Source organism: Azospira inquinata, assembly GCF_018905915.1.
GTDB classification, from domain to species: domain Bacteria; phylum Pseudomonadota; class Gammaproteobacteria; order Burkholderiales; family Rhodocyclaceae; genus Azospira; species Azospira inquinata.
Genome location: NZ_CP064782.1, coordinates 151,703 through 172,770 on the forward strand (window position 1 = coordinate 151,703; position 21,068 = coordinate 172,770).

A 21,068-nucleotide genomic window follows, 5' to 3' on the forward strand; every position below is an offset into this window, starting at 1 on the left:
TTTTCCGCCAGTCGCCAGTCCTATCCTCTCCTATCTCTCCTTTTGGTGCATGTCCGTCCCCCAATCCACTGACGGTAAGCCAACAGGCTTTCACTAGCCGTGAGGCTCCCTTGTCCCTTATGGACGGGCACCTCCCTCCTTACTCCCCATTATTCTGCCCTGATCCTCGTCTCCCAAAGATCCACCACTACCTACCGCCTAACCGATTCACCGCTTCATACTGTAGGCAGACTCGCTTGCCGTTTGCCCTTTCCCCTGCCCCTCTTCCTTCGCAGAAGAAGCCTCTTTGAGGCGCTCCCTTCCCGTTTTTATGCCCCGCCGCCCGCCCAGCCCCCTCGCCCATCCCACGCGCAAAAAAGAAACTCCTTGCTATTCCCCCGGAATCAGTGCATAGTCCGCCCCAGCGATTTTCAAGTAGTGTAGTTGTTCTCTGGTGTTTGTCTCCGCGTTCCGCGGCTTCTTTCCCGTCTCTCCACGCCGTCTTGATACTCGCCCCATCCTCGGGGCTATGCCCCGTTCTATTCCCTCTATAGGAGCATCAAGACATGGCCAACGGTACTGTTAAATGGTTTAACGACGCCAAGGGTTTCGGTTTCATTTCCTCCGACGAAGGCGAAGATCTGTTCGCCCACTTCTCCGCCATCCAATCCAGCGGCTTCAAGTCCCTGGCTGAAGGCCAACAAGTGACCTTCGACGTGGTAACCGGCCCCAAGGGCAAGCAGGCAGCCAACATCAAAGTCATCGGTTAAAGCAAAGGGCCTTTGGCCCTTTTTTCATATTTACCGGAGACGAAGATGGCAAAAGAAGAACTACTCGAAATGCAGGGCGTGGTGCAGGAAGTGCTGCCCGACTCCCGTTTTCTCGTGACCTTTGAAAATGGGCATAGCCTGGTGGCCTACACGGCGGGCAAAATGCGCAAGCACCGCATCCGCATCCTGGTGGGCGACAAGGTCACCGTGGAACTTTCACCCTACGATTTAAGCAAGGGGCGCATCTCCTTCCGTTTCCTGGAATCCCGTGGCCCCACACCGGGACCCCACCGCCAGACGTTCCGACGGCACTAAGGGGCACTTGCCCCCGCTTATTCTTTTAGGAAGTAATGATCCATATTCAAGAAACATCCTCTGCCCAAGGGCAGGCCCTCTGCACTCAGTGGGGCGTACAGGCGATCCCCTACGGCGACGCCTGGTGGCTCCTGGGACGGGGCGTTAATCGGGTGGTCGCCAGCCTGGCTGGCCTATCTGCCGACGACCTGAACCCCATGCCCGTATTCAGCCGCTGAATCGGCCCGGGCGGCCAGCAAGGCCCCCCAAAAACTCCCGCCGCCCATTTCTGGAGCGGCTTTTTTTTGCCTCAAATTCTCCATCCCTCAAGGGGCTGGCCCGGATATCCTAGGGGCTAGGGCTGGGCTCCTCCAAGCAGAACAAGGGCGGCCTCCTCAAAAGCCCCAGGAAAAATCGCCAGGGGCTTTTAACCGGTAGTTATGCCCCAACCATTGGCATCCCACAGACAAAAAAAGGCCGGGCTAAACCCGGCCTTTTTCAAGCACTTTGGCGTCGGCGGAAAATGGCTTACTTCTCCTCGCAGCGCTTGGCCAGATAGGCCAGGGACTCTTCCACCTGGTCGATCAGGATCAGGCACAGGTCGCCGGCCTGGAGCCGGGATAGGCCCGCGTCAATGGCGGTAAATTCCCCGTGAATTTCTTCCACGTGCTTGGCCCGCTTGGCGTGGACCAAGCCCTGGTGCAACAGGGCAATCACCTCCCCGTCGGCCCGGCCCCGCTGGCACTTGTCCTGGTAGAGGATCACGTCGTCGAAGGCGTCCCCCAGGATTTCCGTCTGACGACGAATGTCCTCGTCCCGCCGGTCCCCGGCACCGCTGATCACCACCACCCGGCGCTTGGCTGCCATGGCTTCCACCCCGTTCACCAGGGCCTGGATGGCATCCGGATTGTGACCGTAGTCCGCAATCAGGGTAGCGCCTTTGAAATCAAAGAGGTTGAAGCGGCCCGGCGCCGTGGCACTATCGCTGACGAAGGTGGCCAGGGCCTGCCGGATCACCGCCCAGTCCAGGCCCAGGGCCCAGCCGGCGGCGGTGGCCGCCATGACGTTTTCCACCTGGAAGCCAATGGCTCCGTTACGGGTCAGGGGCACGTCGGCCAGGGAAACCCGGCACACTTCCTTGCCCCCTTCCGCCGCCACCACTTCCTTGCCCCGGGGGCCTTCGTCCACGTAAATCACCCGCTTGCCCTGGGCGAAGTGGGTGGACATGGTGGGATTACGGATGTCGGCGGCGAAGAAAATCACGCCTCCCGGGCTGGCGGGGGCCATTTTGGCCACCATGGGGTCCGCCGCGTTGAGCACCGCATAACCGGTGGTGGCCACGTTTTCCACAATGACCCGCTTCACCACCGCCAGGTCTTCCACCGTATTGATGTAGGACAGGCCCAGATGGTCCCCCACGCCGATATTGGTGACCACGGCCACGTCGCACCGGTCGAAGCCCAACCCTTCCCGGAGCACGCCGCCCCGGGCGGTTTCCAGCACCGCCGCTTCCACGTCCGGGTGCATGAGCACATTGCGGGCGCTCTTGGGGCCGGAACAATCCCCGGTGTCGATGCGTTTGCCCCGCAAATAGATGCCGTCCGTGGAGGTCATGCCCACGGTCTTACCACTGTCTTCCAGCATGTGGGTGATGAGGCGCACCGTGGTGGTCTTGCCGTTGGTGCCGGAGACCGTGACCAGGGGAATGCGACCGTCGTCCCCGTCCTGGTACATGTTGGAAACAATGGCTTCCCCCACCGGGCGGCCCTTGCCGTAGGACGGCTGCAAGTGCATCCGCAGACCCGGAGCAGCGTTCACTTCCACGATGCCGCCCCCTTGGTGTTCCAGGGGCTTCAACACGGTTTCGCAGACCACGTCCACGCCGCAGATATCCAGGCCCACCATCTGGGCCGCTGCCACGGCCTGGGCGGCCATGGCCGGATGGACGTTATCGGTCACGTCCGTGGCGGTGCCGCCGGTGGAGAGATTGGCGTTGTTGCGCAGCACCACCTGGGCGCCCTTGGCGGGCACGGAGTCAGCTTGAAAGCCTTGCCGGGCCAGGGTGGCCAGGGCAATTTCATCAAAACGAATCTTGGTCAGGGAGGTGGCGTGACCCGTGCTGCGACGGGGGTCCGCATTGACCTGATCCACCAGTTCCCGGATGGTATGGACCCCGTCCCCGATCACCTGGGGCTGATCCCGGCGGGCGGCGGCCACCACCTGATTGCCCACCACCAGCAGACGGAAGTCGTGGCCCGGAATAAAGGGTTCCACCAGAATGTCGTCGCTCACCTCGGCGGCCACGTGGTAAGCCCCCATGACCTCTTCCCGGGTGCGCATATTCACCGCCACCCCCTTACCCTGGTTGCCGTCCCGGGGCTTGACCACCACCGGGCCGCCGATTTCCTGGGCAGCCCGCCAGGCGTCCTCCGCATCGTCCACGGAGCGGCCCCAGGGTACGGGAACTCCGGCAGAGCGGAGCAATTCCTTGGTCAGTTCCTTGTCCTGGGCGATGGATTCCGCAATGGCGCTGGTGCGGTCCATTTCCGCCGCCTGGATGCGCCGCTGCTTGCAACCCCAGCCGAACTGGACCAGGCTGCCTTCGGTCAGACGGCGCACCGGAATGCCCCGCACCATGGCGGCCTGGACGATGGAGCCGGTGGAGGGGCCGAGGCGCACATCCTCGTCCAAATCCCGCAGCTGGGCGATGGCCCCTTCCAGATCGAAGGGGGTGTCGTGCATGGCGGCGTGACACAGTTCCAGGCCCAGCTTCAGGGCCTGGCGGCCCACTTCTTCTTCCGTGTATTCCACCACCACCTGATAGACCCCCGGGTCCACCGTTTCCGCCGTGCGGCTGAAGGTGACCGGGCAGCCCGCCGCCACCTGGAGCCCCAGGGCGGCGTATTGCAGGGCCTGGGCCTTGGAAGGCAGGAGGGCGGCGGCCGAAGGAATGGCCAAGCCGATATCGGGGAAACGTTCCCGCAGGCGGTTTTCAAAACCGGGGAAGTTGGTAAGGGAACGCTCCGCCTCCGTGCATTTCACAATGGCTTCAACGGAGGTGCGGCGGCTCCACAGATTGGGACCCCGCAGGGCGCGAATTCGGGAAATTTCCATGAAAAAAATTCCTCTAGGACCGGACGACCAGACCGGCGTCCGAAGACGCCGGCCCCGGACTCAGATATTTTGGGATTCGACGGGCTGCAAGGTAAAGGTTTCCACCCCGGCGCGGATCAGTTCCTGGGCAATGCCTAGGCGCCAGGCGGCGGCCACGGAGGCCAGTACATTGCCCACCTGGAAGTCCGCCTCGCCGATGAGGGGAATGGCATCCAACCGGGTCAGGGCGCTTTCCTGCTCCCCTTCCGCCAGCACCACTTCCCCGTCCCGCACATAGACGGCACGGCCGCCCTGGGCTAGGTGTTCCCGCAGGGCCGGCACCAGGGGATCCTGGCTGAAATACACCACCTCCCCGTCGCACAGCTCGGCCATTTCCACCAGCCGGGGTTCCTGGGCGTTCAGTACCGCCGCCCCCTGGGGCAGCACCACATCCACCTGGGTGCGCAACACCTTGAAGAGCTGGTCTGGGTCTTCCGTGTCGAAGTAGTAATGGGAAAGATCGGCAGCGGCCTCGAACTTGAGGATGATGCCCACCTGGCAACGGTCATAGGCCAGGCCCTCCCGGAGAATGGCCAGGGCGCCGTTTTCCATCACCGCCGCATCCACGGAACGGTTCATGAGAATGCGGCGGGCCGCATCCCAATGGGCCCGGTCCCCCTTTTCCACCTGACGCCGGTTGAGATAGAAACCGTCGCCGCAGGCCAGGCCCACGTACTTGCCGCTTAAGGAAAGGAGCCGGGAAACCAGCCGGGCCACGGTGGTCTTACCCTGACCGCCGGTAATCCCCACCACGGGAATGCGGCCGCTGTCCCCTTCCGGAAACAGGTGTTCCACAATGTCCTTGCCCACGGCCCGGGGCTTGCCCGCCGCCGGATTCAGGTGCATCAGCAGGCCCGGGCCCGCATTCACTTCCACAATGGCGCCGCCCTGGGCTTCCAGGGGCTGGCTGATGTCTTCCGCCACCAGATCCACCCCGGCGATATCCAGGCCGACGATGCGGGCCGCCAGGGAAACGGCAGCCGCCACATCCGGATGGACCTCGTCGGTGCAGTCGAAGGCCACATTGCCATTGCGCTGGATCAGCACCCGTTCCCCGGCGGGAGGCACGGAGTCCTCCGTGTAGCCGTTCCGCTTCAGTTCCAGCCGAGCAGCGGAATCCAGGCGCACGAAGTTGAGGGGATGCTTTTCCGTGCGGCCCCGACGGGGGTCCGTATTGAGCTGGGAGTCGATCAGTTCGTCGATGGTGGAATGGCCGTCCCCGGTCACCCAGGCCAATTCCCCCTTGGCGGCGGCGACCATCTTGTTCCCCACCACCAGGAGCCGGTGTTCCGTGCCCAGGATGTAGTTTTCCACGATGACGCCGCTGCCTTCATCCGCCGCCACCCGGTAGGCCGCCTTCACCTCGTCCTGGGTCAGCAGGTTGGTGAAAACGCCCCGGCCGTGATTGCCGTCCGTGGGTTTGACCACCACGGGCAGACCGATGTCTTCCGCCGCCTCCCAGGCCTCGTCCTCGCTGTCCACCAGCACCCCTTCGGGCACCGGCACACCGCAGGCCTGGAGCAGGGTCTTGGTCAGATCCTTATCCCGGGAAATGCCTTCCGCAATAGCGCTGGTCCGGTCCGTTTCCGCCGTCCAGATGCGCCGCTGCCGGGCACCGTAGCCCAGCTGCACCAGATTGCCATCGGAGAGGCGAATGGCCGGGATGTCCCGATCGTCGGCCCCATCCACGATGCAGCCCGTGCTGGGGCCCAGGCAGTGGTGATCCACCAGCTCCCGCAGATGGGCGATGGCTTCTTCCACGTCGAAGGGCCGGTCTTCCATGGCCGCCATGACCAAATCCCGGGCCGTTTGCAGGGCCGCCCGGGTGACGGTTTCGTTCCAGGCCCGGACGATGACCTTGTACACGCCCCGCACCGGGGTTTCCCGGGCCTTGCCGAAACCGCCGGGCATGCCCGCCAGATTCTGCAATTCCAGGGTCACGTGTTCCAGGATGTGGCCAGGCCAGGTGCCTTCCTTGACCCGGCGCAGAAAGCCGCCCCGTTCCTCGTAGGAACAGCGGTGCTCAATGAGGCTGGGCAGCCAGGAGGAAAGACGTTCGTAGAAACCGGGGATGGTGTTGGAAGGACAGTCTTCCAGGTCGCCGATGTCGACCAGGGCTTCCAGTACAGGCCGATAGGTCCACATATTGGGACCGGCAAGATGGGTGACGCTCAAAAACTCGATGGATTTTTTTTTCATAGGCTGAGTAAAACCCAGCGGCACGACGCACCCGGAAAATAATCCGGAATGGGCATCCCATGGGCTCTTCGACGGCTTTCGGCGATCAATGAAATCCCCTTCGAGCGGGGCTTAATGTCTTTGTAAGGTAAAATTAACGCTTGTAACCAATTTTGGTTCACCGGTGGGTATAAAAATTTTTACACGGGAACAGAAAATTTTGCTTGACACCGAACAACAAAAGCCCTTTTTGGAAGGCATTCCGGACGATGTGCCGGCAAATTGGCTGGCCGACCTGGATTATCGCCTGGAACCGGGTGAAAAGATCATTGCCGGGTTGGAACTGGACCTGGATGAACAACTCCACTTCCAACGGGGCCTGGCCGTGGTCACCAGCCAACGGCTGCTGGTGCGGCTCGCCCAGGATACCACCTGGCAGGCCTGGCACTTTCGCGCCGGGCTGGAACTGGAGCGCCAGGACCAGGGCCGCATCTGCCAGCTGGAGCTGCGGGAACCCAGCGGCCGCATTGCCTGCTGGCCCTATACCCTGGGCCAGGATTCCGCCGCCCGCCGCCTGATCGTCCATTATAAGCGCCAGCGCAAGGCCTTCCTGGCCGGGGTGCCGGCCCCCGTGCCTCAGGTGGAGCGCTGTCCCCGTTGCCACGCCCCCCTGGTGCCAGGTCAGGACGAATGTCCGGCCTGCGCCCGGGAACTGCAAAAGCCCCCTTCCACCTGGACCCTGTTCCGCCTCTGGCGCTTTGCCAAGCCCTACCGCAAGCAACTCCTGTCGGGCTTCATCCTCACCCTGATTTCCACCGCCGCCACCCTGGTGCCCCCTTACCTGACCATGCCCTTGATGGACGACATTCTGATTCCCTATCAGAACGGCGCCCCCATCGACACCCACAAGGTGACCCTCTACCTGGGTGGTCTGCTGGCCGCTTCCCTGGTGGGCTGGAGCTTGGGCTGGGCCAAGACCTACATCCTGGCCCTGGTTTCGGAGCGCATCGGGGCGGACCTGCGCACCACCACCTACCAGCATCTGCTGGGCCTGTCCCTGGAATATTTCGGCGGTAAGCGCACCGGGGATTTGATGGCCCGGATCGGCAGCGAATCGGACCGGATCTGCGTTTTCCTTTCCCTGCACCTCCTGGATTTCGCCACGGATGTGCTGATGATCACCATGACCGCCGCCATCCTGGTGTCCATCAATCCCTGGCTGGCCCTGGTCACCCTGGTGCCCCTGCCCTTCATCGCCTGGCTCATCCATGTGGTGCGGGACAAGCTGCGCCATGGCTTTGAGCAGATCGACCGGGTCTGGTCCGAAATCACCAGCGTGCTGGCGGACACCATCCCGGGCATCCGGGTGGTCAAGGCCTTCGCCCAGGAAAAGCGGGAAACGGATCGCTTCCAGGAGGCCAATGCCCGCAATCTGGCGGTCAATGACCGGGTGAACCGGGTCTGGTCCCTGTTTTCCCCCACCGTCACCCTGCTCACGGAAGTGGGGCTTCTGGTGGTATGGGCCTTCGGCATCTGGCAGGTGTCCCGCAACCAAATCACCGTGGGGGTACTGGCCGCCTTCCTTTCCTATATCAGCCGCTTTTACACCCGGCTGGATTCCATGAGCCGCATCGTCTCCGTCACCCAGAAGGCAGCTTCCGGGGCCAAGCGCATTTTCGACATTCTGGACCACGTTTCCAGCGTCCCCGAACCCTCCCGGCCCCAGCGTCTGGATCAGGTACGGGGCGGCATTACCCTCTCCCACGTGGGTTTCCGCTACGGCAGCCGGACGGTGATGAAGGATGTGAATATCAACATCGCCCCCGGGGAAATGATCGGTCTGGTGGGTCACAGCGGCTCGGGCAAGAGCACCCTGGTGAATCTCATCTGCCGTTTTTACGACGTGGCAGAAGGGGCCATTCTCCTGGACGGGGTGGATATCCGCACCCTGGCCCTGGCGGACTACCGCAGCCGCATCGGCCTGGTGTTGCAGGAACCCTTCCTTTTCTTCGGCACCATTGCGGACAACATCGCCTACGGCAAGCCCAACGCCACCCGGGAAGAAATTGTGGCCGCCGCCCGGGCCGCCCACGCCCACGAATTCATCCTGCGCCTGCCCCACGGTTACGACTCCCTAGTGGGAGAACGGGGCCAGGCCCTCTCCGGGGGGGAACGGCAGCGTATTTCCATCGCCCGGGCCCTGCTCATCGACCCGCCCATCCTGATCCTGGACGAAGCCACCTCCGCCGTGGATACGGAAACGGAAATGGAAATCCAGGGCGCCCTGGACAACCTGATCCAGGGCCGTACCACCATCGCCATCGCCCACCGCCTGTCCACCCTGCGCAAGGCGGACCGGCTGGTGGTCATGGACCAGGGGGAAGTGGTGGAAGAAGGCAACCACGACGAACTCCTGGCCAAGGAAGGGGCTTACTACCGCCTCTACCAGGCCCAGACCAAGCAGCAGGCCGAACTGCCGGAAGAAGCCGGGGAGGACGGGGAATAAGCCCGTCGCCCCGAACCGGGGCTCCCTCCGCCTTCCGCCAAGGACATCACCATGACCCAACCCGACTTTCAACTGCAACGCGATCCCTTCGGCCAACTGGTCTATACCGGGCCGGAGGGGGAAACCCACACTGGCGTGGTGCCGGTGCGCGCCTTTCCCATCACCTCCCCCCTAGCGGGCCTGTCCCTGATGGGGCCGGACGGCCACGAGCTGTGCTGGATTCCCAATCCGGCCGAGCTGCCGGAGGATTACCGGACCCTGCTGGAAACGGAACTGGCCCAGCGGGAATTCATGCCCCGCATCCAGCACATCCGCAAAGTCTCCAGCTACGCCACCCCCAGCACCTGGACCGTGACCACGGACAAGGGGGACACCCACTTCATCCTCAAGGGGGAAGAAGACCTGCGCCGCCTGGGCTTCAACGCCCTGATTATCACGGACAGCCACGGGGTCCAGTACCTGCTCCCGGACCGGCAGGGCCTGGACCGGGGCAGCAAGAAAATCCTGGAACGCTTTCTCTGAAAACCGTCCCCCCCCCACGTAAAACCGGGCCCGGAGCCCGGTTTTCTTTTGTCCGGAAAACCGAGTAGCCACCTATGGAGTGGAAGAGGATGCATCCCGGGCAGGCCGAAACCAGGGAAAGCTTCCTGAATGCCCGCCCCCTCGGCCACCCGGCCTAATTTTCAGCGCCCCTCACTCCCCTGCCCCCCGAGAAAGCCCTACCTTCCCGCTAGTCCCCAAAGGACTACCGGCCAAGGTTCTCCGCCGCCTAAGCCTCGTCGGCCGGTTCCCAGGGATAGCCGCCTCTCCCTGCCCGCCCCCACGCGCCTACACCCCATGGAGGAAAACCACCTATCCGCCGATTGGCTCCACAAGGGCCTTAAAATCAGCCTGGGAGCCAAGAGACAAGCCATTCTTCCTTTCCGGCCTTCCCCCATCCCCGCCCCTTGCCCATCTCCAGACCCTGGCTGCCCCGATGCCCGATTTCTAAGGCTTTCCAGCCCCACCCCGTCTGGCAGCCCTGCCGGTGCGCCCCGGGGGACTGAACAGGGGGAAAAAGCCGCGCTATACTGTTCATTACGCTTTCCCCTCCGGGGCGGCATTCTCCTCCGCCCCGCGCCCTAGCCACTGTCCCCGCATCCCCGCCGCCCCCAGGGCCCGCCGCCGACGCAGGGCCGACCAGCACCGATCCTTGTGGCCCGCTTTCCCGCCCCAGGGCAGGACCCCCGGGTCCAGATGAGGAGTAGCACCATGAAAGAACACCACGGTACCAAGGAAGCCAAGAAGCAGCCCACCAAAACCTTGAAGGAACGCCGCGCCGCCAAACAGGCCCGCAAGGATGCCCAAGCTACGGCCAACGGCCCCATTGCCATTCGGGGTTGATGGGCTGATCCGGCACTGAATCCAAACCCGGGGCGGGCCCACCGCCTGCCCCGATCAGGGCCAGAACGGGGGAGATTTCCCCCGTTTTTTTTTGCCCAGAAACCACCGGGGGGCCGGAGAAGCCCTTTTCCCGAATCCTCCCCCCAGGCTTCTCCCTTTTCCGAATTCTTCCGCCCCTTTTCCCCCACCTCCTACGGTTTGGGGAACTGCTGTTATCCGCTGTTCGACAAGGCGCCCCTACCCTGCCCCCCGCCCGGTAGTCCCACCCTAGACCTACGGGTGCCCCCCAACCTCCTCGCCCCGAGGAGCCGCCCCGGGCGGCCTGTTATCATCCCCCCATGCCCCGCTACCAAGACCTGGCCGACCACACCGCCCGCCTCATCGGGGAGGGGGTGCTGCGCCCCGGGGAACGGCTCCCCTCGGTGCGCCAGACCTGTCTGGCCCAGTCCCTGGCCCCGATTACCGTGACCCGGGCCTATCACCTGCTGGAGGCCCGGGGCCTCATCGAAGCCCGGCCCAAATCCGGCTATTTCGTCCGGGCCCGGCTCGGCGCCCCCCTGCCCGAACCGGCCATGAGCCCCCCGGCGGACCGGTCCACCGCCCTGGAAGTAAGCGATTTCATTTTTGAAATTCTGGAAAGCGTCAAAGACCCGGGGGTCTTTCCCCTGGGCTCCAGCTTTCCCAGCCCCCACCTTTTTCCCCTGGCCCCACTAGGCCGCCATCTGGCCAGCGCGGCCCGGCGCCTGACCCCCCGGGCCACCATCACGGACCTGCCCCCGGGCAACGAGGAACTGCGCCGCCAGCTTTCCCTCCGCTATCTGGCCCAAGGCGCCCAGGTCTCGCCCCAGGAAATCGTTATCACCTCCGGGGCCATGGAAGGCTTGAACCTCTGCCTGCAAACCCTGACCCGGCCGGGGGACACCATTGCGGTGGAAGCCCCGGCCTTTTACGCCGGGCTCCAGGCCAGCGAACGCCTGGGCCTGCGGGTGGTGGAAATCCCCACCCACCCCCGGGAAGGGGTGAGCCTGGAGGCCCTGGCCCAGGCCCTGGACAAGCACCCCATCCAGGCCTGCCTGTTCATGCTGAATTTTTCCAATCCCACCGGGGCCCTGGTTCCGGACGATCACAAGCGAGCCCTGCTGGCCCTCCTGGAAAAGCACCAGGTGCCCCTTATCGAAGACGACGTGTACGGGGAACTCCATTTCGCCCCCCAGCCGCCCCTGGCCAGCAAATCCCTGGACCGGAGCGGCCGGGTGCTCCATGTGTCTTCCTTTTCCAAATGCCTGGCCCCCGGTTACCGCCTGGGCTGGGTAGCCGCGGGGGCCTACGCCGCCCAGGTGCGGCGCCAAAAACTGGCCACCAGCCTGGCCACCGCCATTCCCATCCAGATCGCCCTGGCGGATTACCTGAAGCAGGGGGGCTACGACCGGCATCTGCGCCGCCTGCGCCAAACCCTGGCCGCCCAGGAGGCAGCCCTGGTGCGCCAGGTGGCGGAGTACTTTCCCCCCGGCACCCGGCTGGCCCGGCCCCAGGGGGGCTATTTCCTCTGGCTGGAACTGCCCCCCGAAGTGGATGCCCTGGCCCTGCACAAGGCGGCCCTGGAACGGGGCATCAGCCTGGCCCCCGGGCCCATTTTTTCCGCCCAACGCCATTTCGGCCACCATATCCGCCTCAATTTCGGCCATCCCCTGCCGGAAAGCGGCCCCTCCCCCGTGGCCACCCTGGCGGACCTGATCCGGGCCCAGCTTTAAGGCGCCTGTCCCGGGGCAAGGGGCCTGGAGCGGCGCGGCGCATCGGGGTTTCGGGGTTTCGGGGTTTCGGGGTTTCGGGGTTGAGGGGTTGAGGGGTTGAGGGGTTGAGGGGTTGAGGGGTTGAGGGGTTGAGGAATCGGAGAAAAACCGGATCGCCCGGGGGTGTTGGGTACAGCAGTCCGCCTCGATGCCCCTCCAGCCCCAAGGACCACCGACCTTCTCCCTAACCTACGCTCTTCCGGCCTTCCCCTTCCTCGGCCTCCCACCGCCCCCATCTGTACCTATAAAAAATCAGACAAGCTGAATCTGTTCCTCTTTTTCCCGGAATGGTCTACTTCCGGCCAGGAGGAAATCACCATGAATGCACCCCAATCCCCCCTGAACAAGGTCCGGGCCGCCAAGCTGGAGCTCTACCGGAACAAGGGCAAAATCCATCCCCGGGCCGTGCGGGGCCGTTTTAGCCGCCTGCGCTGGAGCCTGGTCTGGGCCACCCAGCTGGTCTTTTTCGGCGCCTGCTGGCTGACCTGGCAGGGCCGCCCCGCCCTGCTCTTCGACATTCAGCAGGAGAAATTCCACCTCTTCGGCCTCACCCTCTGGCCCCAGGACGCCCTGCTCCTGGCCATTGCCCTGATCCTGGCGGCCACCGGCCTGTTTCTGGTCACCGCCCTGGCGGGCCGTCTGTTCTGCGGCTTTCTCTGCCCCCAGACCGTCTATACGGCCATCTTCACCTGGATTGAGGCCAAGGTGGAGGGGGACCACCTGGCCCGGCTACGCCTGGAACAAAGCCCCTGGACACCCCGCAAGCTGGCCCTGCGCACCGTCAAACACGGCCTCTGGCTGCTCTTTTCCGCCTGGACCGCCATCACCTTCGTGGGCTACTTCACCCCCATCCGGGAATTACTGGGCGCCCTGGGACATGGCCACATCGGGCCCTGGCAAGGCTTCTGGCTGGGCTTCTACGCCCTTTTCACCTATCTCCAGGCGGGTTTCGCCCGGGAGGCGGTATGCCAGCACATGTGTCCCTATTCCCGCTTCCAGGGGGTGATGTATGACCCGGCCACCCGCAGCGTCAGTTACGACGCCACCCGGGGCGAACCCCGGGGCCGCCCCGCCCCGGGACAAAAGGGCGGGGACTGTGTGGATTGCGGTATCTGCGTGGAGGTCTGCCCCACGGGCATCGACATCCGCCAGGGGCTCCAGTACCAGTGCATCAACTGCGGCCTGTGCATTGACGCCTGCGACCAGGTCATGGCCCGGACCGGCAAGCCCGCCGGCCTGATCCGCATCGCCTCCCCCCTGGAACTGGCGGGCCGGGCCGCCCCCGGCCACCGGCCCCGGCTAGCGGTCTATGGGGGCCTGATCCTGCTCTTCCTCGGTTTGGGCACCTGGACCGCCCTGGAGCGACCGGACCTGCGGGTGGATGTGCTGCGGGACCGGGGCGCTCTGTCCCGGGAGACCCCGGAAGGGCGCATTGAAAACGCCTACACCCTGCGCCTCGCCAACCTGGCGGAACGGCCCCGGCAGCTGGAAGTCTCGGTGGCGGGCCTGCCCGGCCTGAGCCTGGTGGGGGCGAGTCGCTTCACCACCGCCCCGGGCAGCGTGCGCACCATCCAGGTCACCGTCTCCGCCCCGGCGGAGGCGGCCCCCAGGGGCTCCCGCCCCATCGTCTTTCAAATCCAGCCCCAGGAAGGGGGCCAGAGCCTGATAAAGGAAAAAAGCACTTTCGTTCATCTGTAAGCCCTGGTCCGCACCCACAAAAAAGCCTCCCTAACGGAGGCTTTTTCTTTTCCCTTTTCCGAAGCCAAGCCTCGGGCAGGCCCATCTCAATCCGCCGGGCGATAGCGCTCCAGCCAATGGGCGTAGGGGGCGGGCAACACCCAGGAGGGGCGGGGCTCGTGCAGGGCCTGGGCGGCCTGGTAGGGCCAGTGGGGATTGGCCAGATGGGCCCGGCCCACCATCACCAGATCCATCTGTTCCCGGGCCACCACCTGGTCTGCCAAGGCCGGCTTGTCGATGCCCCAGGCGGAAGCCACGGGCAAACCGGCCTCCCGGCGCACCCGTTCGGCCACCGGCGCCAGGAAGGCCGGGCCCCAGGGCACCTGGGTGTCCGGTATGGTGAAGCCCACGCTCACGCTGAGCAGATCCAGGCCACCGGCCTTGAATTCCCGGGTGAGCTCGATGGATTCCGCCAGGGTTTCCCCATCCCGTCCATCGTATTCCAGGACACCGAAGCGGGCGGTGAGGGGCAGGTTTTCCGGCCAGACCCGGCGCACCGCCGCCAGGGTTTCCAGAAGAAAGCGATGGCGGCCCCGGGCGTCGCCCCCGTAGGCGTCGTCCCGCTGGTTGCTGTGGGAGGAGAAGAAGCTCTGGGCCAGATAGCCGTGGGCGAAATGGAGTTCCAGCCACTCAAATCCCGCCTCCCGGGCCCGCCGGGCGGCATCCACGAAGTCCTGCTGGACCCGCTGAATGTCCGCCAGGGTCATGGCCCGGGGCACCCGGGGCAAATTGGCACCAAAGGCCAGGGCCGAGGGAGCGATGGGCTCCCAGGCGGCGGGATCGTCCGCGGGCAGGTGGTCATCCCCTTCCCAGGGCAGATGGGCGCTAGCCTTGCGTCCCGCATGGCCGATCTGGATGCCCGGCACGGCGCCCCCTGCCTTGATGGCAGCGGCTACCCGGGCCAGCCCCTGGGCCTGGGCATCGTTCCACAGGCCCAGGCAGGCCGGGGTAATACGCCCTTCCGGGGCCACCGCCGTGGCCTCCACAATCACCAGCCCGGCACCGCCCCGGCTCAAGCCGGCGTAATGGACGGCGTGCCACTCGTTGCTCAATCCATCCACCGCCCTGTACTGGCACATGGGGGGCACGGCGATGCGGTTGCGCAGGGTCACATCCTTGAGTTTAAAAGGGGAAAACAAAGCCGACATGGCCATCTCCAAAAAGACCAGGCCCGGGCCTGGTGAGCAGCAATCATCCCAAAATTGGGGAAAAAGGGGCGCTCCTGGGGCACCGTTGAAAGGCGCCCCAGGGCTAGGGCAAAACGGGGGTTGGGAAACCTGGGACATCCCGGGCCCCGGGGCCAAACGCCCCAGGCCAATCCCCTATCCCGGAAAAGGCGCAATCGGGCCGCCCAGGAGTCGTTTCCCTTAAGGAAGACCGGCCCGGGCACCGGGGGTTCCCGGCCCCGGTCCTTGCCCTGTAGGGCAAAAGGCCTTGGGGCTTGGGCGGTGGGCCACTAGAATAGGCCACCTTCCTTTTCGCCCCCAGGGAAGACCTTTCTATTTGGAGAACACCATGACCCATAAAAGAACCCGATCTCCCCTCCTCCTTCTCCTGGGCGGCCTCCTACTATCTACCGGAGTCTGGGCCGATCCCCCCTCCTGGGCCGGGGGCGGCCATGGCCGGCCGCCCATGGAGGACCGGGGCCCCAATCCTGGTCCCCAAGGGGATTGGGGCAACCAGGACCGTCACGGCAATCAGGATCGCCGGGAAGATCGGCGGGAGGAACGCCGGGATGACCGGGCCGATTTCCGCTTCGCCGAGCAGCACCGCTACGCGGTGCGGGATTACTACGGGGCGGAACTGGGCCGGGGCCATTGCCCCCCGGGACTAGCCAAAAAGCACAATGGCTGCCTGCCCCCGGGACAGGCGCGCAAGTGGCGCATGGGCCAGCCCCTGCCCCGGGGCGTGACGGTCTATGCCCTGCCCCCGGAACTGGTCACCCGCATGGGGCCGCCTCCCTCCGGCTATCGCTATGTCCGGGTGGCGTCCGACATTCTGATGGTGGCCGTGGGCACCCAGATGGTGGTGGACGCCATTTCTGATCTGGGCCGGTAAGCCTTCCCCCACCGCTTCTGCGGCGGCTGCCACGCCTCCTTCCGGAGGCGTTTTTTTTGGGGGGGCCTTTACCCTGGCCTCCCCCCGGGCCACAGCGTAAAATCCAGCCTCGCCGGCCCGGGGATGGCCGAGGGCCGACCGGGTCTGCCTCTCCCGGTCACCTCCGCCCCAAGCCAGGAAGGACGGGCTTCTTCCCCCCCATGGGCTGAAGAGGGTTGCTATTCCTTGCTGAACCGCCTGGCCCGGGCTAGATCGCCAATCCACGCCCTTTTTCAGGCCATTTTTTAGCCTACTTTCCTGGACTTTTTCCAAACTTCCCCCCGCCCTTTGGAGGGAAATGATCCCCCCGGCCCGGGCCCTTTTCCCAAAGCCGGAGGAACGGAATCCGGTTTCGCCAGTCAGATGGCCAGCCCCGGCTCTCCCTTCATCACCTGTTGCTATCGCCCATGACCGCCACGCCCCGCCCCCTGGAACTCCTCGCCCCCGCCAAAAACGCCCAGTTCGGCATGGAGGCCATTCTCCACGGGGCGGACGCGGTATATATCGGCGGCCCGGCCTTCGGCGCCCGCTCCAATGCGGGCAATTCGGTGGAAGATATCCGCCGGCTGGCGGAATTCGCCCACCCCTACCGGGCCAAGGTGCTGGTGGCCCTGAACACCATTTTGCGGGACGAGGAACTGGAACCGGCCCGGCGCATCGCCTGGGAGCTTTACGAGGCCGGGGCGGACGCCCTGATTCTCCAGGACATGGGCCTCCTGGAACTGGACCTGCCCCCCCTGGAACTCCACGCCAGCACCCAGACGGACAACCGGAGCCCGGCCAAGGTGAAATTTCTCCAGGACGTGGGCTTTTCCCAGGTGGTCCTGGCCCGGGAACTGTCCCTGGAGCAAATCCGCAAGGTGGCGGCGGACACGGACGTGGCCCTGGAATTCTTTATCCACGGCGCCCTCTGCGTCAGCTACAGCGGCCAGTGCTACATCAGCCACGCCCACACGGGGCGCAGCGCCAACCGGGGGGAATGCTCCCAGGCCTGCCGCCTGCCCTACACCCTGGAGGATCAGGAGGGCCATACCCTGGCGGCGGACCAGCACCTGCTCTCCATGAAGGACAACGACCAGAGCGCCAATCTGGCGGCCCTGGCGGAAGCGGGCATCCGCTCCTTCAAAATCGAAGGGCGGCTCAAGGACCTGTCCTACGTCAAAAACATCACCGCCCATTACCGCCAGCTTCTGGACCGGGTCATCGCCGACCACCCGGGCTATACCCGGGCCTCCCTGGGGCGCACCACCACCACCTTCACCCCCCTGCCGGAAAAAACCTTCAACCGGGGCGCCACGGATTATTTCGTCCATGGGCGGCAGAGCGAGGTGGGGGCCTTCGATACCCCCAGTTTCGCCGGGCGCCGCCTGGGCACCGTGACCCGGCTGGGCAAGGGCTGGTTCGAGGTAACCCCGGAGGACCCCCTGGTGGTGCTCCACAACGGGGATGGCCTGTCCTACTTCGACGGGGAAGGGGAACTGGTGGGCCTGCGCCTCAATACGGTGGAAAAAACGGGCCAGACCTGGCGCTGCGCCCCCAATGCCCTGCCCGCCGATCTGATCCCGGGCATCGCCCTGCAACGGAACCGGGACCAGGAATTCGAGCGTCTGCTGGAGAAAAAGTCCGCCGAACGGCGCATCCCCATCCGCCTTCACCTGAAAGAAACCGCCACGGGCTTTACCCTCACCCTCACCGATCCCCAGGGCCTCCAGGCCCGGGCGGCGGTGGATCATCCCAAGGAACCGGCCCGCAACGGGGATCAGGCCTGGAAGCCCCTGGCAGACCAGTTGGGCAAGCTGGGTAACACCCTGTACTGCCTGGCGGACAACGGGGCAGAAGAGACCCCGACGGCGGCGCCTCAGCTTGAGGTTTCCAACGCCTGCGGGGAAGCACCGCAGCAAGGCGTATCACAAGCGACTTCGGCCCCGACCGCCTCCGCCCCGAAGGCGGCGGAGAACGGCGCTCCCGGACTGGCCCGGGCCCCGGAAACCCCACCCCTGCTGCACCCCGCCATCACCCTGGCCCTGAGCCAGCCCTGGTTCCTGCCCGCCGGGGTCATCAACGCCCTGCGCCGGGACGCGGTGGCCCAACTGGATGCCGCCCGGGCCGCCGCCTACCAGCGCCCGCCCCGGGCTCCAGCGGTGGAGCCCCCCGCCCTCTACCCGGAAAGTGACCTCACCTACCTGGGCAATGTGTATAACGCCCGGGCCCGGGCCTTCTACACCCGCCACGGGGTAGAGCTGATCGCCCCGGCCTACGAAAGCAATGAGGAAAAGGGCGCCGTCTCCCTGATGATCACCAAGCACTGCCTGCGCTACAGCTTCAACCTCTGCCCCAAGGTGGTCAAAGGCGTGCGCCCCGATCCCCTGGTGCTGGTGAACGGCAAGGAACGCCTGACCCTGCGCTTTGACTGCAAAAAGTGCGAAATGCACGTGGTGGGCAAACTGAAAAAGCACCGCAGCGTCCAGCTGACGGTGCAGGGCGGGCACTAGGGGCCGCCCTCAAGCGCCCCGGAGCCCTCCCCCGCCCTCTTAAGGTGCCCAGGCACGACCCTGGCCAAGGGCGGCGGCGGAAGCCCTCAGAGGGGCATATCCGCCGTGCCCGGCAGGATGCAGCGGGGATATTCCCGGGTCCGGTCCAGGCAGCCGCCGTCGCCGTACACGCCCCCCGGGTCCCGGGGACGCAGCATGAGGGTGAGGATTTCCTGCATTTCCACCGGATTGGCCCGGCTGGCATCCACCAGGGCGGCCACCCGGGTTTCGTCCATGGCCAGCTGGCCGTCTGGGCCCGTGGTCAGGCCGTTGCGCCAGTGGTAGAGCTCCAGGCATTTATCCACCAGGGTGTAGGGCCGGTGCCGCTGCCAGAAGTTGGCGAACTGGCCGCCTCCCAGGTAAATGGTCCAGGAGCCTTCATAGCCGGGCACGTCGGCGGAAGCCTCGTCCGGATTGCGGAACCAGACCCGGTCCCCGGGCACGTAATAATCCGCCGGCAGCCCCACTTCCGCCCCGTATTCCACCAGGAAGGTGTCGTGGAAGCGCCGGGATTTGATCAGGGACACCCGGCTGCAATCTTCCAGACGGCGGTAAAGGGCCGGGTGGCTGGCCTTCATTTCCGCCGCCATGCCGGTGAGCATGGCGTATTCCGAGGCCCGGTAACAGGAAAAAGCGTAGCGGGGGCCCTGATCCTCGGGCTGGGTGGCGGCTACCAGGGCGGTCACCAGATCCGCCTCCGGGGCAATGGCAAAGCCCTCTTCCCCTTCCACCCACCAGGCAGCGGGCCGGTCTGCCGCCGCCGTATTGAAGGTGAGCTCGGTTTCCCGGGCCGCCTCCACAATACCCAGACGCATGCGCAGATTGGCTTCCAGTTCCCCCAGATTGGGGAAGGTAAAGGCCACCGGCCCCGTAAGCATGCGGGCAAAGATTTCAAAACTCAGATCGTCCCGCCCCAGTTCCCGGGCATTCCGGCATTCCATGGCTTGCAGACGGCCCAGATAGGGAGCCGCCGGGTCGGGGAGAAAACGGGCGGAGAGCCCCGCACCCTGCCGTCGCACCTCCACCCGATGGGCCAGGCCCCGGGCCTCCAGCAGACGGGAATAGGCTTCCAAGGCCGCCAGGGCCGTTTCCTGGGCTTCCAGGGTAACCACAATGCCGGAAGTGACACAGTTCCGGACCGGGGAAAGCAGGGCCTCGCTCATCGTCCTAACCCTTTGAATTTTGGTGGGACGATTATAGATATATTGACGCCAATACAACCACCGGATTTGTGTCCAATTGTTTCCCTAACGTCAGGAAATAGTCAGGTTTCTTGAAAGCCGGAATAAACCCAACAAAAAACCCGGACCGCATAGGCTGCAGTACCGGGCTAAGTCGCCGATTTTTAAGCAAAAAGAAGGGCGGTCCGGCCGCCCCTCCTCTACCGTCTCAAACTCAATAATGGGGCGGAATTTCGTCCCGCAGGGTGCGCCCTTCCCCGGCCACGGTCAGGCCTTGGACCTGGTTATAGACTTCCCGCAACTGTTTTTGCAGAAAGTCGATCTGCTCCTGCTGGCGAAAGACGGTGAGGTTGAGGGTTTCCAGCAGGTCTTCCGCATAGGCCAGCTTGATTTCCAGTTCGGTGAGGCGGGATTCCATGACGATTCTCCGGTGAGGGGACGGGCATTTTAGCCTCTCCCCGGGGTGCCGTCCCGGGCTCAGGGAGCCGGGGGCACGGGCCGGCCGGAGGCAGGCTCCCGGGGGGCGTAGCCGGGCCCCAGGGTTTCCTCCGTCAGGGCCACGAAGGCCCGCCCGGCGTGGGAAAGGTAGCCCCCCTTGTTCCAGATCAGGGCCAGATGCCAGGGAATCAGGGGTTCCACCAGGGGCACCCAGCAAAACTGCACCGGGTTGAGCTTTTCACAGACGATGCGGGGCAGCAGGGCCACCCCCAGGCGGGCCCCCACCAGGGCGGCAATAAAGTCCCACTGGTTGGACCGGCTGGCGATGGCGGGGGTGAAGCCCGCCCGCCGCCCGGCTTCCAGAATGCGGCCGGAAAGGACGAAGTCGTCGTTGTAAAGAATGAAGGACTCGTAGGCCAGATCCCCCATGGTGACCCGCTCCCAGCTGCTCCAGGGAGAATCCCGGGGGGCCAGAAGACAGAGTTCTGAATAGGCGAAGGGCTGGGTTTCAAACTGGGCCTGGTCCGTGGGCAGGACCGTGACCCCCACGTCCAGACGGCCGTGGGCGATTTCCGTTTCAATGGCCAGGGCCCCGTCTTCCACGATTTTCAATTCCACCTGGGGATGGCGCATCCGGTAGGCCCGCAGCACGGGGGCGAAAAAGGTGGAACCCACCATGGGGGAAAGGCCGATGGCCAACCTTCCCCGGGCCAGGGCCCCCAGGTCCGCCAGTTCGGCCTGGAGCCGGGCCTGGGCGGCCAGCACGTCCTGGCCCCGCTCAAAGGCCACCCGCCCTGCGTCGGTGAGGCGGAAGCTGCGCCCCTGACGGATCAGCAGGGGGGTGCCCAGTTCGGTTTCTAGCTGGCGCACCATTTTGCTGATGGTGGGCTGGGTGACGAAGAGGACCTGGGCGGCCTTGGTGAAGCTGCTTTGCCGAACTACTTCGACAAAATAACGGAGGGCGCGGACGTCCATTCACTCATTCCTTATTTGCATTGTTTTTATGATTTTAATTCATTTTATCCATGAAT

At 64.9% G+C, this 21,068-nt stretch carries 16 protein-coding genes; 10 read left to right on the forward strand and 6 right to left on the reverse strand.

Annotated features, from left to right (window positions below):
• Positions 1-545 precede the first annotated feature (545 nt).
• From Azoinq_RS00685 to Azoinq_RS00695, 3 genes are read left to right on the forward strand one after another with little or no spacing between them, the layout of a single operon-like run.
• A complete protein-coding gene (locus Azoinq_RS00685) occupies positions 546-749 on the forward strand; it encodes a cold-shock protein (RefSeq protein ID WP_216127909.1) in 204 nt (67 codons plus the stop codon).
• A 45-nt stretch (positions 750-794) separates the two neighbouring features.
• Positions 795-1,064, forward strand: coding sequence for a translation initiation factor IF-1 (gene infA / locus Azoinq_RS00690; protein WP_216127907.1), 270 nt, complete (start codon positions 795-797; stop codon positions 1,062-1,064).
• 35 nt (positions 1,065-1,099) lie between these two features.
• Positions 1,100-1,282 carry a hypothetical protein gene (locus Azoinq_RS00695; RefSeq protein WP_216127905.1) on the forward strand — a complete coding sequence of 61 codons (183 nt, stop codon included), beginning with the start codon at positions 1,100-1,102 and terminating at the stop codon, positions 1,280-1,282.
• A gap of 289 nt (positions 1,283-1,571) precedes the next feature.
• On the opposite strand, the gene cphA is transcribed toward Azoinq_RS00695, so the two are convergent.
• Positions 1,572-4,157, reverse strand: coding sequence for a cyanophycin synthetase (cphA, locus tag Azoinq_RS00700; protein WP_216127903.1), 2,586 nt, complete (start codon positions 4,155-4,157; stop codon positions 1,572-1,574).
• Between the two features lie 60 nt (positions 4,158-4,217).
• A complete protein-coding gene (locus tag Azoinq_RS00705) occupies positions 4,218-6,395 on the reverse strand; it encodes a cyanophycin synthetase (RefSeq protein WP_216127901.1) in 2,178 nt (725 codons plus the stop codon).
• Positions 6,396-6,594: 199 nt separating this feature from the next.
• Between Azoinq_RS00705 and Azoinq_RS00710 the strand changes: the two genes are divergently transcribed.
• The 5 genes from Azoinq_RS00710 (at position 6,595) to ccoG (ending at position 13,751) form a co-directional block, all read left to right on the forward strand.
• Entirely contained in the window at positions 6,595-8,880 is a 2,286-nt protein-coding gene (locus Azoinq_RS00710) for a cyanophycin metabolism-associated ABC transporter (protein WP_232368519.1), read from the forward strand.
• A gap of 51 nt (positions 8,881-8,931) precedes the next feature.
• Positions 8,932-9,402 (forward strand): cyanophycin metabolism-associated DUF1854 family protein, encoded by a 471-nt coding sequence (locus tag Azoinq_RS00715; protein ID WP_216127900.1) that lies wholly within the window; start codon positions 8,932-8,934, stop codon positions 9,400-9,402.
• 729 nt (positions 9,403-10,131) lie between these two features.
• Positions 10,132-10,263, forward strand: coding sequence for a hypothetical protein (locus tag Azoinq_RS15035; protein ID WP_269751303.1), 132 nt, complete (start codon positions 10,132-10,134; stop codon positions 10,261-10,263).
• 338 nt (positions 10,264-10,601) lie between these two features.
• On the forward strand, positions 10,602-12,014 hold the full coding sequence (locus Azoinq_RS00720; RefSeq protein WP_216127893.1) for an aminotransferase-like domain-containing protein: 1,413 nt from the start codon (positions 10,602-10,604) through the stop codon (positions 12,012-12,014).
• Between the two features lie 357 nt (positions 12,015-12,371).
• A complete protein-coding gene (gene ccoG, locus Azoinq_RS00725; RefSeq protein ID WP_216127891.1) occupies positions 12,372-13,751 on the forward strand; it encodes a cytochrome c oxidase accessory protein CcoG in 1,380 nt (459 codons plus the stop codon).
• Between the two features lie 86 nt (positions 13,752-13,837).
• Here the strand turns inward: ccoG and Azoinq_RS00730 are convergent, their stop codons facing one another.
• Positions 13,838-14,938: an NADH:flavin oxidoreductase/NADH oxidase gene (locus tag Azoinq_RS00730; RefSeq protein WP_216127889.1), complete on the reverse strand. Its 1,101-nt coding sequence runs from the start codon at positions 14,936-14,938 to the stop codon at positions 13,838-13,840.
• A gap of 367 nt (positions 14,939-15,305) precedes the next feature.
• On the opposite strand from Azoinq_RS00730, the gene Azoinq_RS14760 reads away from it, so the two are divergent.
• Positions 15,306-15,848 (forward strand): hypothetical protein, encoded by a 543-nt coding sequence (locus Azoinq_RS14760; RefSeq protein ID WP_232368520.1) that lies wholly within the window; start codon positions 15,306-15,308, stop codon positions 15,846-15,848.
• Positions 15,849-16,294: 446 nt separating this feature from the next.
• Positions 16,295-18,379 carry a peptidase U32 family protein gene (locus Azoinq_RS00740; protein WP_216127887.1) on the forward strand — a complete coding sequence of 695 codons (2,085 nt, stop codon included), beginning with the start codon at positions 16,295-16,297 and terminating at the stop codon, positions 18,377-18,379.
• Positions 18,380-18,465: 86 nt separating this feature from the next.
• Here Azoinq_RS00740 and Azoinq_RS00745 read toward each other — a convergent pair whose 3' ends face one another.
• The 3 genes from Azoinq_RS00745 to Azoinq_RS00755 all read right to left on the reverse strand — a co-directional run bounded on the left by Azoinq_RS00745 (position 18,466) and on the right by Azoinq_RS00755 (position 21,012).
• The gene (locus Azoinq_RS00745) at positions 18,466-19,581 is read right to left on the reverse strand and encodes a hypothetical protein (RefSeq protein WP_216127885.1); all 1,116 of its coding nucleotides are present in this window, start codon (positions 19,579-19,581) and stop codon (positions 18,466-18,468) included.
• Positions 19,582-19,813: 232 nt separating this feature from the next.
• On the reverse strand, positions 19,814-20,017 hold the full coding sequence (locus Azoinq_RS00750; RefSeq protein WP_216127883.1) for a SlyX family protein: 204 nt from the start codon (positions 20,015-20,017) through the stop codon (positions 19,814-19,816).
• Between the two features lie 59 nt (positions 20,018-20,076).
• Positions 20,077-21,012: a LysR family transcriptional regulator gene (locus tag Azoinq_RS00755; RefSeq protein WP_216127881.1), complete on the reverse strand. Its 936-nt coding sequence runs from the start codon at positions 21,010-21,012 to the stop codon at positions 20,077-20,079.
• Positions 21,013-21,068 lie beyond the last annotated feature (56 nt).